We start from the raw sequence: 19668 nt of genomic DNA, 5'->3' as shown, positions 1-19668 counted from the left end.
CACCCTGCGTCATTAAATCGGCCTCGTCCAACCGGACAGCCCAAAGGTCATTCCCGCGCACGGTTACTCTGCGTGACCTGGGTCACATTCGCTAGGCAGCGGAGTTGTGACGTCGCGGGCCGCTTTTCAAGCCTCGTGGCGGCTCTGGTAGAGGCGACTGAGCGTCTCGCGCGAAACGCCGAGGTAGGCCGCAATCAGGTTTTTGGGGACGAATTGGTAGAGCAGCGGGTACTGCTTGAGCAATTCCTCGTAGCGCTGCCGCACGTCAGTGCTCATGAAGGAAAGCAGGCGCTTGTGAGCCGCCACGTAGCCCCAGTTGGTGCGCCAGCGGAAAAACCGCTCCACGTCGTGCAGCTCGTGGCAAAGCTTTTCGCGGTTTTCGGCGCTCAGGCGCAGCAGCTCCACGTCGGTTACGCAGTCCACACCCACAGTGGCGCGCTGCCCGGAGTACAGGGCCTGGTAATCGGAAGCCCACCAAGTGGGCATGGCGAACTGCAGGATGAACATTTTCAGCTCGTTGGTCAAGTGAAAGGTTTTCAGGCAACCCTGCACCACAAAAAACTCGCTGGTGACCACGTCGCCCTCGGCAATCAGGGCTTGTCCCTTCTTGTAGGATAGCGGCTCGAAATGCGCGTAGACGTGCTCGAACTGCTCGTCGGTAAGAGCGACGGTCTTGGCAATATGCTGGCGGAGAAGATGCTTGGCGTCCATGGCGTCCGATGGTTGGCAGCCTCCAATGCGCTGACCGCTGCTGCCGTAAGTTAAAACATCTGGTACCACCTATATTATACTGGCCCCTGTTGGGTTAGTGGTCGGAGAGAGGAACGGAGCTGGGCGCCGGACGGGGCGTGCGCAGCACGAGCAGCAGCAGGGGCATGGCCGCCAAAAAACACCCACCCACCAGCAAAAACGCGTCGTTGTAGCTCTGAATACCGGCCTGCAAGTTCACGCGGCCGTCGAGCAGCTGGTAGGCCCGCTGCACGGCGTTGACCGGCGCCTCGCCCAGCCGGGCCGCTACTAGCTGAGTGGTACCGTTGAGTCGCTCGGCCACGGCCAGGTCGCCGGCCGTCAGGTGGGTTACCAGCGCTTGGCGGTGCACGGCAAACTGAGTCGCCAAGTAGGTATTGACGAGGGCAATGCCGAAAGAGCCGCCGAGCTGGCGCATCATGTTATTTAGGGCCGCTCCCTGGGCAATGTCCTGCACCGGCAGGCCCGACACGGCCAGGGCCGTCAGCGGCACGGTGAGCAGAGCAATGCCCACGCCGCGCAAAATCAGCGGCAGGTAAAAATCGTGGGTGCCCGCCGCGCCGGTCAGCAGCGACATGCGCCAGCTGAAAGTCACGAACAGCAAGAAGCCCAGCCCCACGATGAGCGGCACCGGCACCCCGCGTTGCAGGGCCCGGGCCGTGAGCAACAGCACGATGATGGCCGCTACCGCGCCCGGCACCAGCAGCAGGCCCGTGTCGAGCACCGGAAAGTGCAGCAGGCGCTGGGCAAACACCGGCGTCAGGTACACCGAGGTAAACAGGCCCAGGCCCGTAACAAAGGTCAGCACGGCGGCTACCGCAAGCGAGCGGCTTTTCAGCACCCGCAAATTGACGATGGGCTGTGCCGTACGCAGCTCCCACCAAACGAAGCCGACCAGGCCCAGCGCCGCGGCTACGCTCAGCTGCAGAATGTAAGGCGTCTCGAACCAGTCTTCTTCCTGCCCGCGCTCGAGCACCACTTGCAACGAGCCCACGCCTAATACCAGCAGCCCGAGGCCTAGCCAGTCCATCTGCGTGCGCGCCGGGGTGGCGGCCGCGGCTGGCTCCGGCACGAGCAAAAACGACGCAATGGCGACGATAATGCCGATGGGTACGTTGACGAGGAAGATCCAGTGCCAGCTGGTCACGTCGAGAATATAGCCGCCCAGCGTTGGGCCGATGGTGGGCCCGGTAAACACCCCGATGCCGAACAACGCCGCGGCAATGCCCCGCTTGGCCGGCGGAAAGGCCTCAAACACGATGGCCTGTGACGTGGACAGCAACGCACCCCCGCCCAGACCCTGCACGAAGCGGAAGGCCACCAGGACCCAGATATTGGTGGCCGTGCCGCAGAACGCCGAAGCCAACGTGAACAGCACCACCGAGCCAATGAAATAGCGCCGCCGACCCAACCGCGTGGCCAAATAGCTAGTGATGGGAATCACGATGATGTTGGCAATGGCGTAGGCCGTAATCACCCAAGAGGTGTCGGCCAGCGTGGCGCCCAGGTTGCCACTCAAATGCGAGAGAGCCACGTTGACGATGCTCGTGTCGATGAGCTCCATCACGGCCGCGCAAATAACCGTCGCGCAAAGCAAGAAAAGCCGGAGAGAAGACATGATGCGGATTGTTATTATACTGTTCGGTATATTTTTGAGCAAAAAAAGTCAGACCGTCAGGTCTGTGTCGATTAAATGCTCAATGTGGGCCAGGCTGTTGAGCAAGGTTGTCGGGTTGGCCGTGGCGCGGGCCACCGTCATGCTGCCCTCGACCAGAGCAATGAATAGGGTGGCGTAGCGCGGCGCGTCTACTGCAGCGGGGATTTCGCCAATCTGCTGACCTTCCTGAATCAAGCCGACAATGGATTCTTGCCAACGGCGCACGCTCTGCTGTACCCTCTGCTGCAAAGCGGCCGGTGGGGCGTCGTCCACTTCTACCGCGGCATTGAGTACGGGGCAGCCACCCATACACTGCAGCTTCGGATAGGTCTGGCGGTAGAAACGGGGCAGGGCCCGCAGCCGCTCGAGCACAGACACCGAGCTATCGAGCCCGGGCTGCAGGCCTTGCTGGACAAGCTGCAAGTTGTAATCAAAGGCCGCCAGGGCTACTTCCTCCTTGTTTTCAAAATTGCCGTAAATGGCACCTTTGGTTAGCCCGGTGGAGGTGGTCAAGTCGCTGAGCGTGGTGCCAGCATAGCCTTGTTTGTTGAAAATGGGGGCCGTTTGCTCGATGATGAACTGGCGGGTGCGCTCGGCTTTGGTCACGGTTCTGAGTTTGAAATATACCGATTGGTATAAATACACATATGGTAGTCCATATGTTTAAACGCGCTGCAGATTGTAGGCTTTAACCTGGGCAATGGCAGCAGCCGTGCCAGGGATTTTTGACGTCCGCAGGTTCCTTAGCGAGTGGCTTGACCGGATGCCAGCGCCAGGCTGGCCGCGCCGACAACGCGACGGGAATCTATTTCCTGCACCAGCACGACGACCCGCAGGTTATTGACTTGCCAGTTTTCTTCTAGGTCCAGCGGCGCGGTAGTGGCAAACGTACCGTCTGCGCCCACCATGCCCAGGGTACGCCAAGTGCGCACCAGCGGAGCATGCTGCAACAAGCGCCCGGCGTTTTCGCCCCGGCCCACGTGGCTCGATAGGCCCGCTTCGGTGAGGGCCAGCGCGACGCGGGTGCTGGTGGTGCCGGAGGGTAAGTGGCTTACCTGCACGCGTAAGGCGCTGCCAGCGGCCCGAGCCAGCGTTACCGTGGCGCGCGGGGCTTGGGCGGCTTGGGTAATAGCGCTTAACAGCGAACGGCGCTGGCTGCCCACCAATTGGTAGCGGCCGTTCACTACGGCCTGCGGCGTATAGTTGCCTTCGGCAAAATGCTCGGCGTACCAGCGCTGCCGGGCCGTGAATTGCGGCGAGGAAAACGGGTCGCGCCAGCCCAGGCGGTTCCAGTAGTCGACGTGCTGCCCGAGGGCAATGATTTCGACGCCCGCTACGGCCTGGGCTGCGCCCAACTCGCGCAGAGCTTCATCGGCGGCCGGACAGGACGAGCAACCTTCGGAAGTAAACAGCTCCACGACCACGGGGACGCGCGGGGTACCGGCCGTGGGTACCGCCCACGTGGCTGCCGGACGCGAAACCGGTGGCGCGTAGGCGACTTGGGTGCACAACAGGGCGGCCGAGGCGGCGGGAATCACCGGCAGGGCCAGAAACAGATTATTCATGACGGACATCAGTAAAGGAGCGACGGTCCGGGACCAGCGGCGCCTCAACCCGTCCGGTCGGACCAACGGCCGACCGGGCGGGTTGAGGCCGCGGGGTTAGACCAGGTTGAGGGCGACGGGCACGTTGCCGCGGATGGCTTTGGAGTACGGGCAGATCTGGTGCGCGTCCTCGATTAGGGTCCGTGCCAGCTCCGAATCCAGGCCCGGCAGGCTCACGTTCAGGCGGGCTTGCAGGGAGTAGGCGCCGTCTTCCAGGCACAGGTCGATTTCAGCATCGATGCTCGGAACGCCGGGCAGCTTTACGTCGCGGTTGGCCGCGGCTTTGCCGAGGGCTCCCTCGAAGCAGGCCGACCAGCCGGCGGCAAACAGCTGCTCAGGGTTGGTGCCTTGGCCGGTAGTGCCGGGCGTGGAGAGCTGCACATCGAGGCGGCCGTCGGAGCTGCGGGCCGTGCCGGTGCGGCCACCTACGGTGTGGGTTTTGGCCGTGTACACGGCTTTTTTGAACGTGGGCGAGGTCAACACAGATTGTGACATGGAGCCAAACGGAAAAAGTGAATGGGTTGAATGACAGGTCTGCGTCGCCGCCCCGGGTACCGTGGGGTACTAGTGCTTAAGGTCGATGAATTCAGAGCGGCGGTGCAGAACTGATTCAAAGGTCCGCAAGCGCCTCGGGGGCCGAAAAAGAAAGCGGATGAGCACGGCCTTTGACGGATGAATCCTGGGACTTGGCTGATGAACTACTGAGGTGATGCGCCGCCCGGTGTCACCTGCTTTCCGCGGAGCGCGGCAGCTTCAGGGGAAGCATGACGCCAGGGCGCAGAAAAGCACCACCTGCCTCGCGCTTGGCAGCCTCCCTTGTCTGCGGGTACGCAGGGTAGGCACGCGGTATTCGTGCCGTACTAGCCGGCCCTTGCCTTGAATCAGATGAGCAGCAATAAGCCCCCGACGCACGCTGCAGCAGAGCACGTCGGGGGCTTGGAAAGAGTGGGGTAGGGGCGTTGAGCAGCCTGATGAGGCTTATTTACCCATCCACTGCTTGAATTCGGAGAGGCGCACTTGGCTGACGAATACCTCGTGGCGGGCCGGCGGGCGCAGTTCCAGCCGGTACTTGCCGGCGGAGTACACGTGCACGTTGTCCAGGGCCTGCATGCGCACCAGGTACTGGCGGTTGACGCGAAAGAAATCGTGCGGGTTCAGCATTTCCCCGAGCTTGTCCAGGGTGAAGTCGACGGGTAGCAGCTGGCCTTTGTGGGTGACAAGAAAAGTGACTTTGTCTTCGGAGAAGAAGTACGCCACGTCGGCCACTTCCACGCTGCGCAGTTTGGCCCCGGCGCTGATCATAAACCGCTCCTTGTAGGCCGGAGCGGCCGGCGTCAGCAGGCGCCGCAACGTGCCCAGGTCGGGGGCGGCGAAGTGCTGCTGTAGCTGCTGGTACTTGCTCAGGGCCGCGGCCAACTCCTCGTCGTCGATGGGCTTGAGCAGGTACGCAATGCCGTTGACCCGAAAGGCATCGAGCAGGTACTGGTCGTAAGCGGTGGTGAAGACCACCGGCGCGCGCAGCGGCACTTGCTCCAGGATGCGAAAGCTCAGATCATCTTCGAGGTGAATGTCGAGAAAAAGCAAATCAGGGGCCGGGTGGGCCTGCAGCCAGGCCACGGCTTTGGCTACCGACGGCAACTGGGCCAGCACGGTGATGCGCGGGTCGTAGGCGCGCAGCTGGGCGGCGAGGCGTTCGGCCGACAAGGCCTCGTCTTCGACGATGAGAACGTTCATAGCAGGGGGATGCGCACGGTGAAATCCTGGCTGGTTTCTTCCACCACCACGGGGCGGTCGGTGAGGTAGTGGTAGCGGTTGCGGATGTTGGACAGCCCCACGTGGGTCGACGCGGCCGCCGGGCTGGGGCGGGCCTGCACGTTGTTGCGCACCAGCAGCTCGTCGTCGGTGGCCACCAGCAGCACCCGCAGCGGCAGCTCGGCCGACATCTGGTTGTGCTTCACCACGTTTTCCAGCAGCAACTGCAAGGTAAGCGGCGCAATCCGGCGCTGCGCGGCCACAGCTTCGGGCACCTGCACCAGCACCTGTAGCTTGTCGCGAAAGCGAATGTGCAGCAGGAAGATATACGACTGAATGAAGTCCAGCTCGGTTTGCAGCGGCACCAGTTGCTGCTCCTGCTGCTCCAGGGTGTAGCGGTACACCCGGGCCAGCTGCCCGATGAAGCGAATGGAGAGCTTCGGGTCGGTGTCGACCAAGGAGGTCAGGATGTTGAGGCTATTGAAGAGGAAGTGCGGATTGACCTGGCTTTTCAAGGCTGCCAGTTGGGCTTGCACCTGCTCGTTTTTCAGTTGCTCGGTTTGCTGGTGGTACTCCTGCACCTGCCCGGAGGCGCGGCGGTTGGCCAGCAAGTAGAAAACGGCCAGCATCAGCATAACGAAGAAGCCGTTGATGGCCCGGCGCAGCACGTTGCGCGCTTCCGGGTTGCCATCCGGGTACATCTGACTGGGAAAGCCCAGCGCCATCAGGCCGTTGTTGACGCTGCGGAGCAGCTGCAGGTGAATCACGGCCAGCAGCACGGCCAGCACCACCGAGACCAGAAAGGTGATGAGCTGCGCCGGCCAGGCCATTTCCAGCACCGAATCCTCCCCAAACCGGCGGAACAAATAGTGTTGCACGCGCTCGGCCACGCGCAGCCACAGGTAGAACAGTGGCAGCATGATGGCGCAGGACTCAGCCGTAAAGGGCAGCACCCGCACAAAGCCCGGCAGGGTATGGTCCCAATTGGGAAAGCCCAGGTAGAGCAGGATAGGGTAATAAATCACCAGCAGGCTCAGGGCCACCCGCCAGCACTGCTGATTGGTAAGTTGCCGGATGGGACTTGAGTTAATCCGCCTCATGATCGTGTAGCCTAGCTGGTATGGGTGCTAGACTACCTGACATGAAGGTATTCCTTCATCAGTTATAGCCCCAGAAAAAGGTGATGAGCACGGCGTTTGTAGCGCTGAACACCGTTGTTTGGACAACTGCCATGGAAATCGGCTGCGCCCGTGTCTCTACCTGCAACCATATCCTGGAGCTCCAGCTAGACCGGAAAGGTGATTTCGCCTTCGGGAAAGAAATGCGCCGCGTCGGCTGCTTCCACGCGGCGCAGCTTGGTGGCCCTCTTTGGTCGGCGAGGTTTCGGCAGCCCGGGGCAGCAGGCGCCGCGGTGTGGCTAGGTTGGGAGCGGTAAAGTGCTGCTGCAACTGCTGGTACCTGCCCCGGGCGGCTGCCCGCTCGTCCCCTGTCGACGGGCTTGCGCAGCTAGGCAACTCACTGCGACTATATCCCATTTCACGGGTGCCACGTCCCGCTTCATAGGAATCCGATTTCGGCCGCCAAGGCCGCTCAGGACTTTTGTTCCACACCGGCCAAGTAGGCCGGGGCCGGACCATCGCTCAAGCTCCTGAATCATGAATCTGCGTTTTTGCCTGTTGCCGCTGCTGCTCTGCTGCCGCACCGCCCTGGCCCAACAACCTATTACGCTGACGGGCACGGTGCTCGACCCGCAGCACGCGGCCTTGCCGTTTGCCAACGTATCGGTGGAACAAGCCACCGACTCCGCTTTCGTGACGGGCATGGCCACCGATATGAACGGGGTGTTTCGCCTGCCGGTCCCGGCTCCGGGCACGTACCGGATCAAGATCAACGCCTTAGGCTACCGCGCCTGGACATCCCCGGTGCTGACGGCCGACCAAGCCCAAGTGGTTCGGACGCTGGGCAATATCACGCTCCAGACCAGCCCGCAGCTGTTGCAGGGCGTCACCGTCCGGGCCCAGAAACCGTTGCTGGAGCAGCACCCTGATCGGCTCGTGGTGAACGTGGACGGCTCGGCGCTAACGGCCGGCAACACGGCCTTCGACGTGCTAAGCAAGGCGCCCGGGGTGTTCGTGGACCAGGACGGCAACATCCAGCTCAACGGCAAAAGCGGCGTGCAAATCCTGCTCGACGGCAAGCGGGTGTACCTCTCGCGCCGGGAGCTGCAAACCTTGCTGCAGAACCTGCCCGCCGCCCAGCTGCGCACGCTGGAATTGATGAGCAACCCCTCGGCCCGCTTCGACGCGGAAGGGGCGGCGGGCGTCATCAACCTCACCCTGAAGAAAAACGCCGCGCTGGGGCTCAGCGGCAGCACCTACGCCGGGACCCACTACAACGGCGCGGCCGGGTACAGTGCCGGCAGCACCGTGAACCTCAAGCAGGGGCCGTGGAGCTCGTTCGGCAGCCTGGACCTGGCCCGGCGGCCGACCCGGCAGTCTACTCGCATGCAGCGCACCTTCGGCTCGGCTAGCGCCGACCTGGCCTTGGAGCAGCAGGGTGAGCAGACGGGCTTCCGGACAGCCCCGACCCTGCGCCTAGGTACCGACTACGACTTCACGGCGCGGCACAGCGTCGGTGCTACCGCGCACCTGGTGCTGGCCGACGAAGCCACTGACTTCGCCTCGGAAACCCGGCTGGGCACCGGCATCACGGCCGGCCCGCAGCGCGTGCTGGCCCGCAACCGCCAAGCCAACCGCCTGCGCAGCGGCACCGTTGACCTGCACTACCTGGGCCAGCTCGATACGCTGGGCACCACCCTGGCGGCCGAGGTCGACTACGCCACCCTGCGCGACCTAACCCACAGCGACTACCAAAACCGGTACGTAGACCTCCCGGCGGGAGCAGCGGAGCCGGTGCAGCGTTTCAGCAGCCACAACCCCGTGCGCTACGGCATCTTCGCCGTCAAAACCGACTACACGCGCCCTCTGGGGGCCAAGACGAAGCTAGAGCTGGGCGCCAAGCACAGCCAAGTACGCTCCGACAACGACCTGGCTTTCTACCAGGAAACTGGACTGGAAGCGGCCCGGCTGGATGTGACGCGCAGCAACCGCTTTTTGTACCAAGAAGCCATTTACGCCGGCTACGCCAACTTGGCCACCAGCCTGGGCGAGCGGTGGCAGCTGCAGGCCGGCCTGCGCGCCGAGCAGACCCGCAGCCGGGGCACGTCGCCGACGCTGCACCAAATCACCAGCCGGCGCTACCTGAACCTGTTTCCCAGCGTGTTCGTGCAGCAGCGGGTCAGCAAAGATTACCAAATCGGCTACCAGTACAGCCGCCGCATTACGCGCCCGCAGTACGAGCACCTGAACCCCTTCGTGTTTTTCGTCGACCCGTACACCGTGGCGCAGGGCAACCCGCAACTGCGGCCCCAGTACACGAACGCCTGGCAGCTGAGCCAGACGCTGAAATCCACCTATAACCTGACGCTGGGCTACGCCCGCACGGCCGACTACATGGCCGAAGTGCCCACCCAGCGCCTCGTGGACACCCTGACGGTGTTGCAGCAGCGCAACGTGCGCCGCTTCGACCAACTGAGCGGCACCCTGGTAGCGCCCCTGCGCCTGGCGGCCCGCTGGCAGGTCAGCAACGTGCTCAGCGTGTCCTACCAAAACTTCCGCACCGAGCTGCAGGGCCAGTCCGTGCGCAACACCCGCCTGCACTACTTTCTGCAGAGCACCCACCGCGTGGAGCTGCCGGCCGGGCTCAGGCTGGAAGTCAGCGGCGTGTACCTCGGCCCTCAGGCCTACGGCATCTACCAGGTGCAGCGGCTGTGGTGGGTGGACGCCGGGCTGAAGCGCAGCTTTCTCGACGATAAGCTGGACGTGAGCCTGAACGTAGCAGATATGTTCCGCTCGCGCCACCTGCGCGGCGCCTTCCAGGCCGAAGCCAACCGCACCGCCTTCGACGTGTACCGCGGCACGCAGAGCGTAGGCCTGCAAGTGCGCTACTCCTTCCGCCGGGGCGCTACGTTCAACGCCAAACCCCGTAACACTAGCTTGGAGGAGCTGAACCGCGCCAGCGAGTAAGGCCCGATACCGCTCGCGGGCGGGGGCTAGGGCTTCCCGGACCCCCGTCCGCATTCCGCTACTTGCCATGCTAAGACGCCTTACAATTGCCGGCCTGACGGCGGTGGCTTGGTTTTACACCGTCGTCTTCATCAAGCTGGGCACGCTGTGGTTTTTCGACCTGCGCGGCATGGTGGAACTGCCCTTCATCTTTTGCTTTCTGCTCGCCTGTTTCTGGGTACACGAACAAATTGCCCGGGTCGCGGCCACTAAAACGTTGGGGGGCTTGCCCGGCTGGAGCCGGAAGTTGCTGGAGGGCGCGGCCGTAGCCGCCACGGGCATCGTGCTGAGCGTACTCTTCGTGTTCCTGCCCCAATACCTGCTGATTCCCACCGCCGAGTTTCCCCCGCAAGCGGTGCGGCTGGTCTTGGTGGTAACGGCGGTGGCCTCGTTGTTCTTTTACTACTTCGTGGAAGGTGAACGGGTGCGCAAAAAGCTGCAGCAGGCGTACTGGCAAGCCGATCAGCTGCAGAAGGAAAGCTACCAGGCGCAGCTGGCCGCGCTCAAAAGCCAAGTCAACCCGCACTTCCTGTTCAACAGCCTGAACGTGCTCGGCTCGTTGATTTACAAAAACCAGGACCAGGCGGCGGCGTTTCTGCAACGGCTCTCGGGGGTGTACCGGGCGGTGCTGGAGCACAGCGACCAAGCCACAGTGCCACTCCGGGCCGAGCTGGGGGTGGCCGAGGCGTACATCTACCTGATGAAAACTCGCTTCGGCGACACGCTCGACATTGCGGTGCGCGTGCCCGTGCAATACCACGCCTGCCGCGTGCCGCCGGCGGTGCTGCAGCTGCTGCTCGAAAACGCGTTCAAGCACAACCGCGCCACGAAAAGTCAGCCCTTGCGGGTGCGGCTCTTCGTGGCAGATGACTGGCTGGTGGTCGAAAACAACCGCCAGCTCCGGCTGGAGCCGGAACCCGGCACCGGCCACGGCCTGCCGAACGTGGTGCGGCGTTACCAGCACCTGACCGACCGGCCCGTGACCGTGCTGGCCACCGACGACACTTTTACCGTGCGGCTGCCCCTGCTGCCCGCTGCTCCCGACGCATGAACGTACTCCTGATCGAAGACGAACAGCTGGCCGCCGAAGCCCTGGCCGGCATCATCCGCCGCCTGCGGCCGCAGGCGCACATTGTCGCGACCGTAGAGTCGGTGGAAGAAGCCGTGGAGTGGCTGCGGCTGCACCAGTCGCCCGACCTGCTTTTCTGCGACATACACCTCGCCGACGGCAACAGCTTCGCCATTTTTCGGCAGGTGGAGGTGACGTGCCCGGTGATTTTCACCACGGCCTACAACCAGTACGCCATCGAAGCCTTTCGGGTCAACAGCATCGATTACCTGCTCAAGCCCATTGCGGCGGAGGATGTGGCCCAGGCCCTGAAAAAGCACGAAGCCCTGCAGCAGCAGCACCTGGCCCAGGGCTTGGGCAACCTGCGGCAGCTCGTGCAGTCGACTGCCAGCCCGGCGACTCGAACGCGCTTCATGGTCAAACACGGACAAGCCATGAAGGCGGTGGCGGTGGACGATGTGGCATACTTCTACGCCGAAGAAGGCGTGGTTTTTTTGGTCACGCACGCCGGCCCGCGCTTCATCATCAACCTTACCCTCGACCAATTAGAGCAGGAGCTGGACGCCAAGCAATTCTTCCGGGCCAACCGTCAGCTAATCGTTCATATCGCCGCGGTGCAGGAGGTACGCCCTTACTTCAAAGGGCGCCTGTCGTTGGTGCTGAAGCCCGCTTCGGCGGCCGAGCAGATAGTGAGCAGCAGCCGCGCCAACGCCTTCAAGCAATGGCTGGATATGTAAGGCGCACAAGCTAACGAGTGCCCAATCTGGGCTGCGGTAGGCCAGACCTTCCAGGCAAGAATAGCGGGGGCTTGTGCGGGGTAGGGCGTGGGCCGACTCGGTAACTTGCCGCCGGTAAGCCTGCCCCGCCAACCCGCTGGGGCGTTGCGGCGCTAAACAAACCGGCCTTCTCCCAATTCTTCTCGCTGATGAACTACTTTCTGATCCTGCCCGTGGCAGCGTGCTGCCTGCTGGCCAGCTGTCAAACCCGAACTGCTGCCGACCAGCCGCCGGTGGTACAAAACGCCCCCGCGCCCACCACGGCCAGCGCCGCCACAGAGGCCGATGCCCGTGCTGCGCTGGCTCGTTACCTGCGCCAGCAGCCCCAGGCCAACTTGTACGTCGTGGATTCGGCGCGCTTGGTGGAAGTCGACGCGCTGTGGCAGGCGCTGGTGCCGCGCACCGACTGGGCCAAGCGCATGCCCAACCGTGCGGCCTTCGAAATCGACAAGCTCACGGGCGAAGTGCGGCCGCTGCCGGTGCGCTAGCTCGTCGGGCCGGTGTCGGTGCGGGCCTCCACGGCGGTCTGCACGCTGGCCTTCACCGCCGAAAGCAGGTCCAGCCCGGTCGCCGTTTCGATGGCGTCGACGGTGGTGCGGTAGGGGCCCCAGGCGCTGCCGATGGCGTTGTCGTTGGGCGTATCGACGGCAATGACGCGGGTATTGGCGTCCACGCGGGCGGCGTCGTTGTTGCCAACGGGCAGCACCACCACCACTTTCCAGAAGCGGGCCGGCACCGTTACGCGGCCTTGGTCAGTGCTGCTGGCCGGGCCGTTGCTACCGGTGCCGCCGGTGCCGTAGGAGCCGCAGACGATGTACAACTCGTTGCCCTGCCCGACGAGCGTGCGGCAGTAGTCCTCCAGGGCGGCCCAGGTGCGCTGGTTGTTGTTGGGCGCCTGCGGGGCCATGTTGCTCATCAGAAAGGTGGCCGAGTTGTCGGCTACGGACTTGGTGCGGTCCGCCGAGGGGCAGTGGTGGCCGCGGTCAAAGCCCGAGCCCTGGTAGCTGCTGGCCGTGGGCTGGTACCAGCCGGCGGGCAGGCTGGCATCGGCGCGGAAGTCGTCCTGCCGGGATGCGGCGCCCAGCCAGTCGGCGCTCAGGTGCCACGATACCCAGTTCGGAATGCCCCGGTCGCGGTGGTAGCTGAGCGCGTACTGCGGCTTATCGAGCAGGTAGTTGCGGGTGTTGCCCGCTTCGGCGGTAGTGCCGCTGGGGTTGCCCAGGGTCAGATGTTCGCTTAAGGGCGGGGAAGTTGGCGTGGGGTCGTCGTTACCGCAAGCGCTGAGCAGCAGTAGCGGCAGGCCAAGAGCGGCCAGGCGGGGAAAGGCAATAGGCATGGCTGGTAGTCGGAGCAGTGTGCCGCAAAGGTCGGCACCAGCTCCGTAATGACGCCTAGGACACCAATATAGTCATAGTGCTACGTAGTTTTTGGTGCTTGTAAGTATATATACGTAGTTAATGCACCGGGTATTGAAACTTTATATGTCGTATTGGGGTATCTTTGCCAACTCCATTGTCTCGCCGTCTACCGCCCACGCATGTCTGATCTGCTCTTCGACGTCAACCTGCAACAACTGCCGGATGATTTCCTGACTGGTGCGTGGCACGTAACCGACCGGGTGCTCAACCAAACCGACCCCAGCAGTGCGCTGGCCCAAGCCACCCAATTGCGGTTGGAACCCGGGCATTTGCAGGTGCAGACGCCCGGTGCGTTAACCCAAGACGGGCAGTGGTCGGTGCAGCGCGACGCGCTGCTGCAGCGCCCTTATTTGGACATCCAGCTGGCCGAGGAGCGCACCCGCGCCTTGGTTACCCGCTTGCGCCGGTCGGCCGACGGCCTCACCAGCCAGCTTAACCTCTACTTTCTTTCGGGCATGGAAGTGCTGCTCACCCAACCCTGAGCCGCTTCCGAGCCGAGCGTATCCCGATGCTACACCCCGACGCTTCCCCAACCATGAGCTACGACCGATTGCAGGCCGCCGTCGAGGCGGCGGGCGTCGGAACCTGGGATTTTAACCCCATCAGCGGCGAACTGCAGTGGTCGGCCCGCTGCAAGGAGCTGTTCGGCCTGCCCCCGACCGAACCCGTGGATTACGCGCGTTTCCTGGCCGGCCTGCACCCCGACGACCGCGCCCACACCGACGCGGTGGTGCAGCAGGCGTTGGATCCGCGCGGCTCGGGCGAGTACGACATCGAGTACCGCACCGTGGCGCCCGACGGGCTGGTGCGCTGGCTGCGCGCCACCGGCCGCGCCTACTTCGACGAGACGCGCACCCAGGCCGTGCGCTTCGTGGGCACCATCAGCGACATCAGCCAGGCCAAGCGCCGCGACGACGAGTACCGCTTCGTGGTGGAGCAGATTCCGCAGATGGTGTGGCTCACCGACCCGGCCGGCTACCACATCTTCTTCAACCAGCGCTGGATCGATTACACGGGCTACACCGTGGAGCAGAGCCAGGGCACCGAAATGTGGAACAACCTGCTGCACCCCGACGACCAGGCCCGCGCCCGGCAGGTGTGGAGCCACTCGCTGGCCACCGGCGACGACTACGAAATCGAGTACCGCTTCAAGGGGCGCGACGGGCAGTACCGCTGGTTTTTGGGACTGGCCAAGCCCATTCGCGACGAGCAAGGCCAGATCGTGCAGTGGTTTGGCACCTGCACCGACATCACCGAGCAAAAAGCACTGCAGGAGCGCATTGAGCGTGCCTACGCCGACCTGGAAGCCAAAGTGACGTTCCGGACCTTGGACCTGGAGCACCAAGTACTACAGCTAAAGCAGCAGCTGGGCCAGGCCTAAACGCCGACCAGCAGGGCGGGTAAGATGCCGGCGCCTCCTGCGGGGCGCCGGTTTCGTGTTGTAGCTTGCCGCCGAGCCCCGCCCCGCCATGAACGATTCCGACGCCTCAACCCCGACTGCGCAGGCCACGGCCGCGGCGCGCCAGCAGGAACGCCGGTTTCTGGAAGGTCCCCGGGCGCGCACCAACGAGCTGAAGTTTCTGCTGCTGGTGCTCTGGGAGTTTTTCCGCGGCATCCGCACCCTGCACTTCGTCGGGCCGTGCGTGTCGGTGTTTGGCTCGGCGCGGGTGGCGGCGGGCACGCCCTTCTACGAGCAGGCCCGGGCCCTGGGCGCGGGGCTGAGCCGGCTGGGCTTCACCATCCTGACGGGCGGCGGGCCGGGCCTGATGGAAGCCGCCAACCGCGGCGCCCGCGAAGCCGGCGGCTTGTCGGTGGGTCTGAACATCCTGCTGCCCCAGGAGCAGGCGCCCAACCCCTACCTCGACAAGTGGCTGACCTGTCGTTACTTTTTCGTGCGCAAGGTGCTGCTGGTCAAGTACTCCTACGCCTTCGTCATCATGCCCGGCGGCATCGGCACCATGGACGAATTCTTCGAGGCGCTGACGCTGATTCAGACCGGCAAAATCCAGGACTTCCCGGTGGTGGTTGTGGGCCGGGAGTACTGGGCGCCGCTGGCCGCACTGCTCGAGCAAATGGCCCAGCACCACACCATTTCGGCCCGCGACCTGAACCTGCTGACCTACACCGACTCGGTGGACGAGGCCCTGGCCCACATCGAGCGGCACGCGGTGGAGAAGTACAAGCTGCGCACCCGCGCCAAGCCCCGGCGGCGCTGGTGGCTCGGTGAGTGAGGCCGCTTGCAGCCCCGGCGCGGCCGGCGGTGTCAGTAGCGCAACGAACCCTGCCGGCCCGCGCCGGTTTGTCCCGTATGATCAAGCTCGTCCGGCCCTTGGTGCTTTTGCTGCTGGCCGCGGCCCCCGCCGCCCGCGCCCAGCAGGTGCGCGTGGTGAAGCTGCCCGCCCTGCAGCAACTATTGCAACGCCCCACCGACACCACCTACGTGGTGAACTTCTGGGCCACTTGGTGCAAGCCCTGCATCGAGGAGCTGCCGCACTTCGAGCAGCTGCGCGCCAAGTACGCCCGCCAGAAGGTGCAGGTGCTGCTGGTGAGCCTGGATTTTCCGTCCAAGCTTGACGCCAAAGTGCGGCCGTTCGTGCAAAAACAAGGGCTGAAGTCGCGGGTATGGCTGCTGAATGAGGCGGACCAAAACGCGTACATTGACGGCATTGACCGGCAGTGGTCGGGGGCCTTGCCCTTTACGCTGGTGCTCAACAACGCCCGGCAGCGGCGGCAACGCTTCGAGCAGCCGCTCACCCTGGCCGAGCTGGAAAAAGCCGTGCTGGCCGCCCAGGCCCCGTAGAGTTTTCGATGTTCACCTTTTTCTCTCGCAACGCATGAAAAAGTCCCTGTCTGTTTTGTTTGCGCTGCTGGCCGTGGTCCTCACCGTCGGCACCGCGTTCCGTTTCGCCCCGGCCGAGGGCGGCTACCAGGTTGGCGACAAAGTCGCGGACTTCAAGCTCAAGAACGTCGACGGCAAGCTGGTGTCGTTGGGCGGCAACGCGGCCGTGAAGGGTTACATCGTGGTGTTTACCTGCAACACCTGCCCCTACGCCAGGGCCTACGAGGACCGCGTCATTGCCCTGAACCAGAAGTACGCCGCCAAAGGCTACCCGGTGCTGGCCATCAACCCCAACGACCCGCAGGTGGCCCCCGGCGACTCCTACGCCGACATGCAGAAGCGCGCCAAGGACAAGCACTACGCCTTCCCGTACCTGATGGACGAAACGCAGGACGTGGCCCGCACCTTCGGCGCCACTCGCACCCCGCACGTGTACGTGCTGCAGCGCACCGGCCAAGACTTCAAAGTGGCCTACATCGGTGCCATCGACAACAACACGGAGGACGCCAAAGCCGCTACCCAGCGCTACGTGGAAGATGCCATGGGCCAGCTGCTGGCCGGCCAAGCCGTGCAGACCAGCTCGACCAAAGCCATCGGCTGCACCATCAAGTGGAAGAAAAAGGCGTAGCAGCCTTTGTTACCAACCTCTTCAGGCCGCACCCGACATCAACAACGACGGCACCACTGGTCATTGCGAGCAGGCACGACGAAGCAATCCTTCCGCGGCAGAATCGGTGCAATAACTACTTGCTAAAAACGCCACCGCCCGAAACCAGAGTTGCTGGTTTCGGGCGGTGGCGTTTTTAGCAAGGATTGCGTCGGCGGTGCTATTACGAGGAAGGATTGCTTCGCTTCGCTCGCAATGACCAGTAGTGCCGCGGTCGTAGCTATTGCCGTCCCGCGCCTTTTCCCTCGAAGCAAGCTTCCTATTTCACCACCAGGCTGCCGCGCAGCATGCCCATGCCGCAGGTAAACTCGAAGCGGCCGGGCTGCTGGGGCAGCAGCTCGATGAGCGTGGTCTGGAAAGCGGGTAGCGCGCGGCGCAGATTGAAATCGGGGAACACGACCTCCTCGGAACAGTCGGCGTCTTCGTCGCGGTAGAAGCTGAGTTGCACCGGCCGGCCGTGCTGTACTTCGATGACGGCCGGCGAGTAGCCGCCCTTCACCGTCACGGCCACCTCCTGCACGCCGCCCGCTGCGGACACGGCGCTGACGGCAGCTTCGGGGGCAGCAAAGAAGAAATACCAGACGACCAGCCCGGCCAGGGCCAGTCCGCCGGCGGTAACGAAGATTTCGGCAAGGTCCATAGAACAGCGCGAAGGCTTGGTTCGCGTGGTTGGTGAGCGAAAGGAGACAACGGCGCCGGGCGTTAGCGCGGCCGGAAGCGGCGCAGGCGCAGCGAATTGGTGAGCACCGAGACCGAACTGAGGGCCATGGCCGCCGCTGCCAGCATGGGCGAGAGGGTGAGGCCGAAGAAGGGGTAGAGCAGGCCCGCCGCCACCGGAATGCCCAGGGTGTTGTAGACGAAGGCGAAAAACAGGTTTTGTCGGATAACGCCCAGGGTGCGGCGCGACAACTCGATGGCCGTGACCACGCCCTGCAAATCGGAACGCATGAGGGTGATGCCGGCCGCTTCCATGGCCACGTCGGTGCCCGAGCCGATGGCCAGGCCCAGGTCGGCCTGGGCCAGCGCGGGCGCGTCGTTGATACCGTCGCCGACCATGGCCACCACCCGGCCTTCAGCCTGCAGCTCCTGCACTTTGCCGGCCTTGTCCTGGGGCAGCACCTCGGCGTAATAGCGCCGGATGCCGACCTGCGCGGCCACGCGGGCGGCCGTGGGCTGGTTGTCGCCGGTGAGCATGACCACCTCCAGGCCCAGCTGCTGCAGCCGCCGCACCGCCTCCGCCGACGACTCGCGCAGCGTATCGGCCACGGCCAGCAGCGCCACGGCCCGCCCGTCGGCGGCGGCGTAGAGCAGCGTGTTGGCTTCGGCCAGCAGCGCTTCGGCGTGGTTGCTCAGCGCTGGGCCCAGCTCGATGCCGTGCTCCTGCAGCAGGCGCCGGTTGCCGATGAGCACGCGCGCCCCGCTGACGGTAGCGCCGGCCCCGCGGCCCTCGTAGGCCCGAAACTCGGTTACGGCGGGAAGGGCGGGCGCACCGACCTGGGCTGCGGCGTAGCGCACCACCGCTGCCGCCAGCGGGTGCTCGGATTGCCGTTCCACGGCCGCCAATTGGGCCAGCAGCGCGGCGGCATCCGCCACGTCCGGCGCCGGCACAAAGGCCGTTACGGCCGGCTCGCCGCGGGTGAGGGTGCCGGTTTTGTCGAGCAGTACGGTGGTGACCTGGTGGGCTTTTTCCAGGGCTTCGGCGTTGCGCACCAGTACGCCGTACTCGGCGCCCTTGCCGGTGCCCACCATAATGGCCGTGGGCGTGGCCAAGCCCAGCGCGCAGGGGCAGGCAATGATGAGCACGGCCACGAAGTTGGTCAGGGCCAACGGCAGGCGCGTGCCCTCGGGGGCGAGGTCAAACCAGAGCACGAAGGTGAGCAGGGCAATGACGACCACCGTGGGCACAAAAATGGCGCTGACGCGGTCGGCGAGGCGCTGCACAGGGGCGCGGGAGCCCTGCGCGTCCTCCACCAAGCGGATGATGTGGGCCAGCATGGTGTCGGCGCCCACCTGCGTGACGCGGAAGCGGAAGGCGCCGGTTTTGTTGAGCGTGGCGCCGTACACCGGCGCGCCGGCCTGCTTTTCCACCGGCAGACTCTCGCCCGTGAGCATGCTCTCGTCGACGGCGGAATGGCCGTCGAGCACCACACCGTCGGTGGCAATTTTCTCGCCCGGGCGCACCAGCACCACGTCGCCGGGCTGCACCTGCTCGATAGGCACGTCGGTTGCCGAGCCGTCGGGGCGGAGCAGGCGGGCGGTGCGGGCCTGCAGGCCGATGAGCTGGCGGATGGCGGCCGAGGTGCGCGTCTTAGCGCGCTGCTCGAGCACTTTGCCCAGCAGGATGAGCGTGATGATGGTGGCCGTGGTGTCGTAGTACACTTCGGCGGTGAGGCCGCGGGCAGCAAACAGCCCCGGGGCCACCGTGGCGGCAAGGCTGTAGAGAAAGGCCGCGCCGGTGCCTACGGCCACCAGGGTGTCCATGTTGGCGGCGCGGTGGCGGAAGGCGTTCCAGGCCGAGGTGTAAAACTCCCGGCCGCTGTAGAGCAGCACCGGCGAGGTAAGCAGCAGCAAGACGTAGTTGGCCGCCGCCATCGGCACGCGCTGCATCGCCGCGGGCAGCATCAGCAGCATGGAAGCGGGCATGATGACGAGCGTGAGGCCCAGCGCCACCTGAAAGCGGCGCTTGAGGCGGGCGTAGGCGGCGGCTTTCTGCGCGTCCAGTTCGGCCGTGCGCTCGGCGGCCGACTGGGTGGGCGCGGGCGGAGCGGCCACCGCGTAGCCGGCGTTGACGACGGCCGCCGCGAGGCCGGCGCGGTCAATTTGGGCGGGCTCGTAGTCGACGGTAGCTTTTTCGGTGGCCAGGTTCACCACGGCGCGCTGCACACCGGGCGTGCGCGTCAGGGCTTTTTCCACGAAGCGGGCGCAGGAGGCGCAGGTCATGCCCTCGATGTCGAGGGTAGCGGTTTGGGTGGGCGGAGCGAGGGTGTGCGGTTCCATAATCGAAGGGAGAAACCG

19 protein-coding genes are annotated in these 19668 nt (G+C 64.5%); 9 read left to right on the top strand and 10 right to left on the bottom strand.

Annotated features, from left to right (window positions below; genetic code table 11):
- Positions 1-126: 126 nt before the first annotated feature.
- From LJ737_RS14370 to LJ737_RS14340, 7 genes are all read right to left on the bottom strand, one after another.
- The gene (locus LJ737_RS14370) at positions 127-711 is read right to left on the bottom strand and encodes a Crp/Fnr family transcriptional regulator (RefSeq protein WP_227766867.1); all 585 of its coding nucleotides are present in this window, start codon (positions 709-711) and stop codon (positions 127-129) included.
- Positions 712-805: 94 nt separating this feature from the next.
- Positions 806-2365 (bottom strand): DHA2 family efflux MFS transporter permease subunit, encoded by a 1560-nt coding sequence (locus LJ737_RS14365; RefSeq protein WP_227766865.1) that lies wholly within the window; start codon positions 2363-2365, stop codon positions 806-808.
- A 48-nt stretch (positions 2366-2413) separates the two neighbouring features.
- On the bottom strand, positions 2414-3010 hold the full coding sequence (locus LJ737_RS14360) for a TetR/AcrR family transcriptional regulator (protein ID WP_227766863.1): 597 nt from the start codon (positions 3008-3010) through the stop codon (positions 2414-2416).
- Between the two features lie 137 nt (positions 3011-3147).
- A complete protein-coding gene (locus LJ737_RS14355) occupies positions 3148-3969 on the bottom strand; it encodes a DUF1223 domain-containing protein (protein WP_227766861.1) in 822 nt (273 codons plus the stop codon).
- 96 nt (positions 3970-4065) lie between these two features.
- Positions 4066-4503, bottom strand: a complete 438-nt coding sequence (locus tag LJ737_RS14350) for an organic hydroperoxide resistance protein (RefSeq protein ID WP_227766860.1) — start codon at positions 4501-4503, stop codon at positions 4066-4068.
- 483 nt (positions 4504-4986) lie between these two features.
- A complete protein-coding gene (locus tag LJ737_RS14345; RefSeq protein ID WP_227766858.1) occupies positions 4987-5742 on the bottom strand; it encodes a LytR/AlgR family response regulator transcription factor in 756 nt (251 codons plus the stop codon).
- A complete protein-coding gene (locus LJ737_RS14340) occupies positions 5739-6860 on the bottom strand; it encodes a sensor histidine kinase (RefSeq protein WP_227766855.1) in 1122 nt (373 codons plus the stop codon). Before LJ737_RS14340 ends, LJ737_RS14345 begins: the two co-directional genes overlap by 4 nt.
- Positions 6861-7415: 555 nt before the next feature.
- Between LJ737_RS14340 and LJ737_RS14335 the strand changes: the two genes are divergently transcribed.
- The 4 genes from LJ737_RS14335 to LJ737_RS14320 all read left to right on the top strand — a co-directional run bounded on the left by LJ737_RS14335 (position 7416) and on the right by LJ737_RS14320 (position 12217).
- Positions 7416-9845: an outer membrane beta-barrel family protein gene (locus LJ737_RS14335; RefSeq protein ID WP_227766854.1), complete on the top strand. Its 2430-nt coding sequence runs from the start codon at positions 7416-7418 to the stop codon at positions 9843-9845.
- Between the two features lie 67 nt (positions 9846-9912).
- Entirely contained in the window at positions 9913-10935 is a 1023-nt protein-coding gene (locus LJ737_RS14330; protein WP_227766852.1) for a sensor histidine kinase, read from the top strand.
- Positions 10932-11690: a LytR/AlgR family response regulator transcription factor gene (locus LJ737_RS14325; protein ID WP_227766850.1), complete on the top strand. Its 759-nt coding sequence runs from the start codon at positions 10932-10934 to the stop codon at positions 11688-11690. Before LJ737_RS14330 ends, LJ737_RS14325 begins: the two co-directional genes overlap by 4 nt.
- Positions 11691-11878: 188 nt before the next feature.
- Positions 11879-12217, top strand: a complete 339-nt coding sequence (locus LJ737_RS14320; protein WP_227766849.1) for a hypothetical protein — start codon at positions 11879-11881, stop codon at positions 12215-12217.
- Here the strand turns inward: LJ737_RS14320 and LJ737_RS14315 are convergent.
- On the bottom strand, positions 12214-13065 hold the full coding sequence (locus tag LJ737_RS14315; protein WP_227766847.1) for a DNA/RNA non-specific endonuclease: 852 nt from the start codon (positions 13063-13065) through the stop codon (positions 12214-12216). The genes LJ737_RS14320 and LJ737_RS14315 overlap by 4 nt on opposite strands.
- 201 nt (positions 13066-13266) lie before the next feature.
- Here LJ737_RS14315 and LJ737_RS14310 point away from each other — a divergent pair, with 201 nt between their 5' ends.
- The 5 genes from LJ737_RS14310 to LJ737_RS14290 all read left to right on the top strand — a co-directional run bounded on the left by LJ737_RS14310 (position 13267) and on the right by LJ737_RS14290 (position 16614).
- Entirely contained in the window at positions 13267-13629 is a 363-nt protein-coding gene (locus LJ737_RS14310) for a hypothetical protein (RefSeq protein ID WP_227766846.1), read from the top strand.
- Between the two features lie 53 nt (positions 13630-13682).
- The gene (locus tag LJ737_RS14305; RefSeq protein WP_227766844.1) at positions 13683-14528 is read left to right on the top strand and encodes a PAS domain-containing protein; all 846 of its coding nucleotides are present in this window, start codon (positions 13683-13685) and stop codon (positions 14526-14528) included.
- An 88-nt stretch (positions 14529-14616) separates the two neighbouring features.
- The gene (locus tag LJ737_RS14300; protein ID WP_227766843.1) at positions 14617-15378 is read left to right on the top strand and encodes an LOG family protein; all 762 of its coding nucleotides are present in this window, start codon (positions 14617-14619) and stop codon (positions 15376-15378) included.
- Between the two features lie 77 nt (positions 15379-15455).
- Positions 15456-15947 carry a TlpA disulfide reductase family protein gene (locus LJ737_RS14295; RefSeq protein WP_227766841.1) on the top strand — a complete coding sequence of 164 codons (492 nt, stop codon included), beginning with the start codon at positions 15456-15458 and terminating at the stop codon, positions 15945-15947.
- Positions 15948-15981: 34 nt separating this feature from the next.
- On the top strand, positions 15982-16614 hold the full coding sequence (locus tag LJ737_RS14290) for a thioredoxin family protein (RefSeq protein ID WP_227766839.1): 633 nt from the start codon (positions 15982-15984) through the stop codon (positions 16612-16614).
- 298 nt (positions 16615-16912) lie between these two features.
- Here the strand turns inward: LJ737_RS14290 and LJ737_RS14285 are convergent, their stop codons facing one another.
- Together LJ737_RS14285 and LJ737_RS14280 are read right to left on the bottom strand one after the other, a co-directional pair.
- Positions 16913-17293, bottom strand: a complete 381-nt coding sequence (locus LJ737_RS14285; protein WP_227766837.1) for a cupredoxin domain-containing protein — start codon at positions 17291-17293, stop codon at positions 16913-16915.
- Between the two features lie 62 nt (positions 17294-17355).
- Positions 17356-19650 carry a heavy metal translocating P-type ATPase gene (locus LJ737_RS14280; protein WP_227766835.1) on the bottom strand — a complete coding sequence of 765 codons (2295 nt, stop codon included), beginning with the start codon at positions 19648-19650 and terminating at the stop codon, positions 17356-17358.
- Between the last annotated feature and the right edge of the window lie 18 nt (positions 19651-19668).

This window comes from Hymenobacter sp. 15J16-1T3B, from assembly GCF_020711235.1.
Lineage (GTDB): Bacteria > Bacteroidota > Bacteroidia > Cytophagales > Hymenobacteraceae > Solirubrum.
This window is presented reverse-complemented; position numbering and strand designations above follow the sequence as displayed.

Excerpts from the sequence above, each read along its gene's own strand:
- LJ737_RS14370 (WP_227766867.1), bottom strand. The coding sequence starts at position 711 with ATGGACGCCAAGCATCTTCTCCGCCAGCATATTGCCAAGACCGTCGCT.
- LJ737_RS14365 (WP_227766865.1), bottom strand. The coding sequence starts at position 2,365 with ATGTCTTCTCTCCGGCTTTTCTTGCTTTGCGCGACGGTTATTTGCGCG.
- LJ737_RS14355 (WP_227766861.1), bottom strand. The coding sequence starts at position 3,969 with ATGAATAATCTGTTTCTGGCCCTGCCGGTGATTCCCGCCGCCTCGGCC.
- LJ737_RS14350 (WP_227766860.1), bottom strand. The coding sequence starts at position 4,503 with ATGTCACAATCTGTGTTGACCTCGCCCACGTTCAAAAAAGCCGTGTAC.
- LJ737_RS14345 (WP_227766858.1), bottom strand. The coding sequence starts at position 5,742 with ATGAACGTTCTCATCGTCGAAGACGAGGCCTTGTCGGCCGAACGCCTC.
- LJ737_RS14340 (WP_227766855.1), bottom strand. The coding sequence starts at position 6,860 with ATGAGGCGGATTAACTCAAGTCCCATCCGGCAACTTACCAATCAGCAG.
- LJ737_RS14335 (WP_227766854.1), top strand. The coding sequence starts at position 7,416 with ATGAATCTGCGTTTTTGCCTGTTGCCGCTGCTGCTCTGCTGCCGCACC.
- LJ737_RS14330 (WP_227766852.1), top strand. The coding sequence starts at position 9,913 with ATGCTAAGACGCCTTACAATTGCCGGCCTGACGGCGGTGGCTTGGTTT.
- LJ737_RS14325 (WP_227766850.1), top strand. The coding sequence starts at position 10,932 with ATGAACGTACTCCTGATCGAAGACGAACAGCTGGCCGCCGAAGCCCTG.
- LJ737_RS14320 (WP_227766849.1), top strand. The coding sequence starts at position 11,879 with ATGAACTACTTTCTGATCCTGCCCGTGGCAGCGTGCTGCCTGCTGGCC.
- LJ737_RS14315 (WP_227766847.1), bottom strand. The coding sequence starts at position 13,065 with ATGCCTATTGCCTTTCCCCGCCTGGCCGCTCTTGGCCTGCCGCTACTG.
- LJ737_RS14310 (WP_227766846.1), top strand. The coding sequence starts at position 13,267 with ATGTCTGATCTGCTCTTCGACGTCAACCTGCAACAACTGCCGGATGAT.
- LJ737_RS14305 (WP_227766844.1), top strand. The coding sequence starts at position 13,683 with ATGAGCTACGACCGATTGCAGGCCGCCGTCGAGGCGGCGGGCGTCGGA.
- LJ737_RS14300 (WP_227766843.1), top strand. The coding sequence starts at position 14,617 with ATGAACGATTCCGACGCCTCAACCCCGACTGCGCAGGCCACGGCCGCG.
- LJ737_RS14295 (WP_227766841.1), top strand. The coding sequence starts at position 15,456 with ATGATCAAGCTCGTCCGGCCCTTGGTGCTTTTGCTGCTGGCCGCGGCC.
- LJ737_RS14290 (WP_227766839.1), top strand. The coding sequence starts at position 15,982 with ATGAAAAAGTCCCTGTCTGTTTTGTTTGCGCTGCTGGCCGTGGTCCTC.
- LJ737_RS14285 (WP_227766837.1), bottom strand. The coding sequence starts at position 17,293 with ATGGACCTTGCCGAAATCTTCGTTACCGCCGGCGGACTGGCCCTGGCC.
- LJ737_RS14280 (WP_227766835.1), bottom strand. The coding sequence starts at position 19,650 with ATGGAACCGCACACCCTCGCTCCGCCCACCCAAACCGCTACCCTCGAC.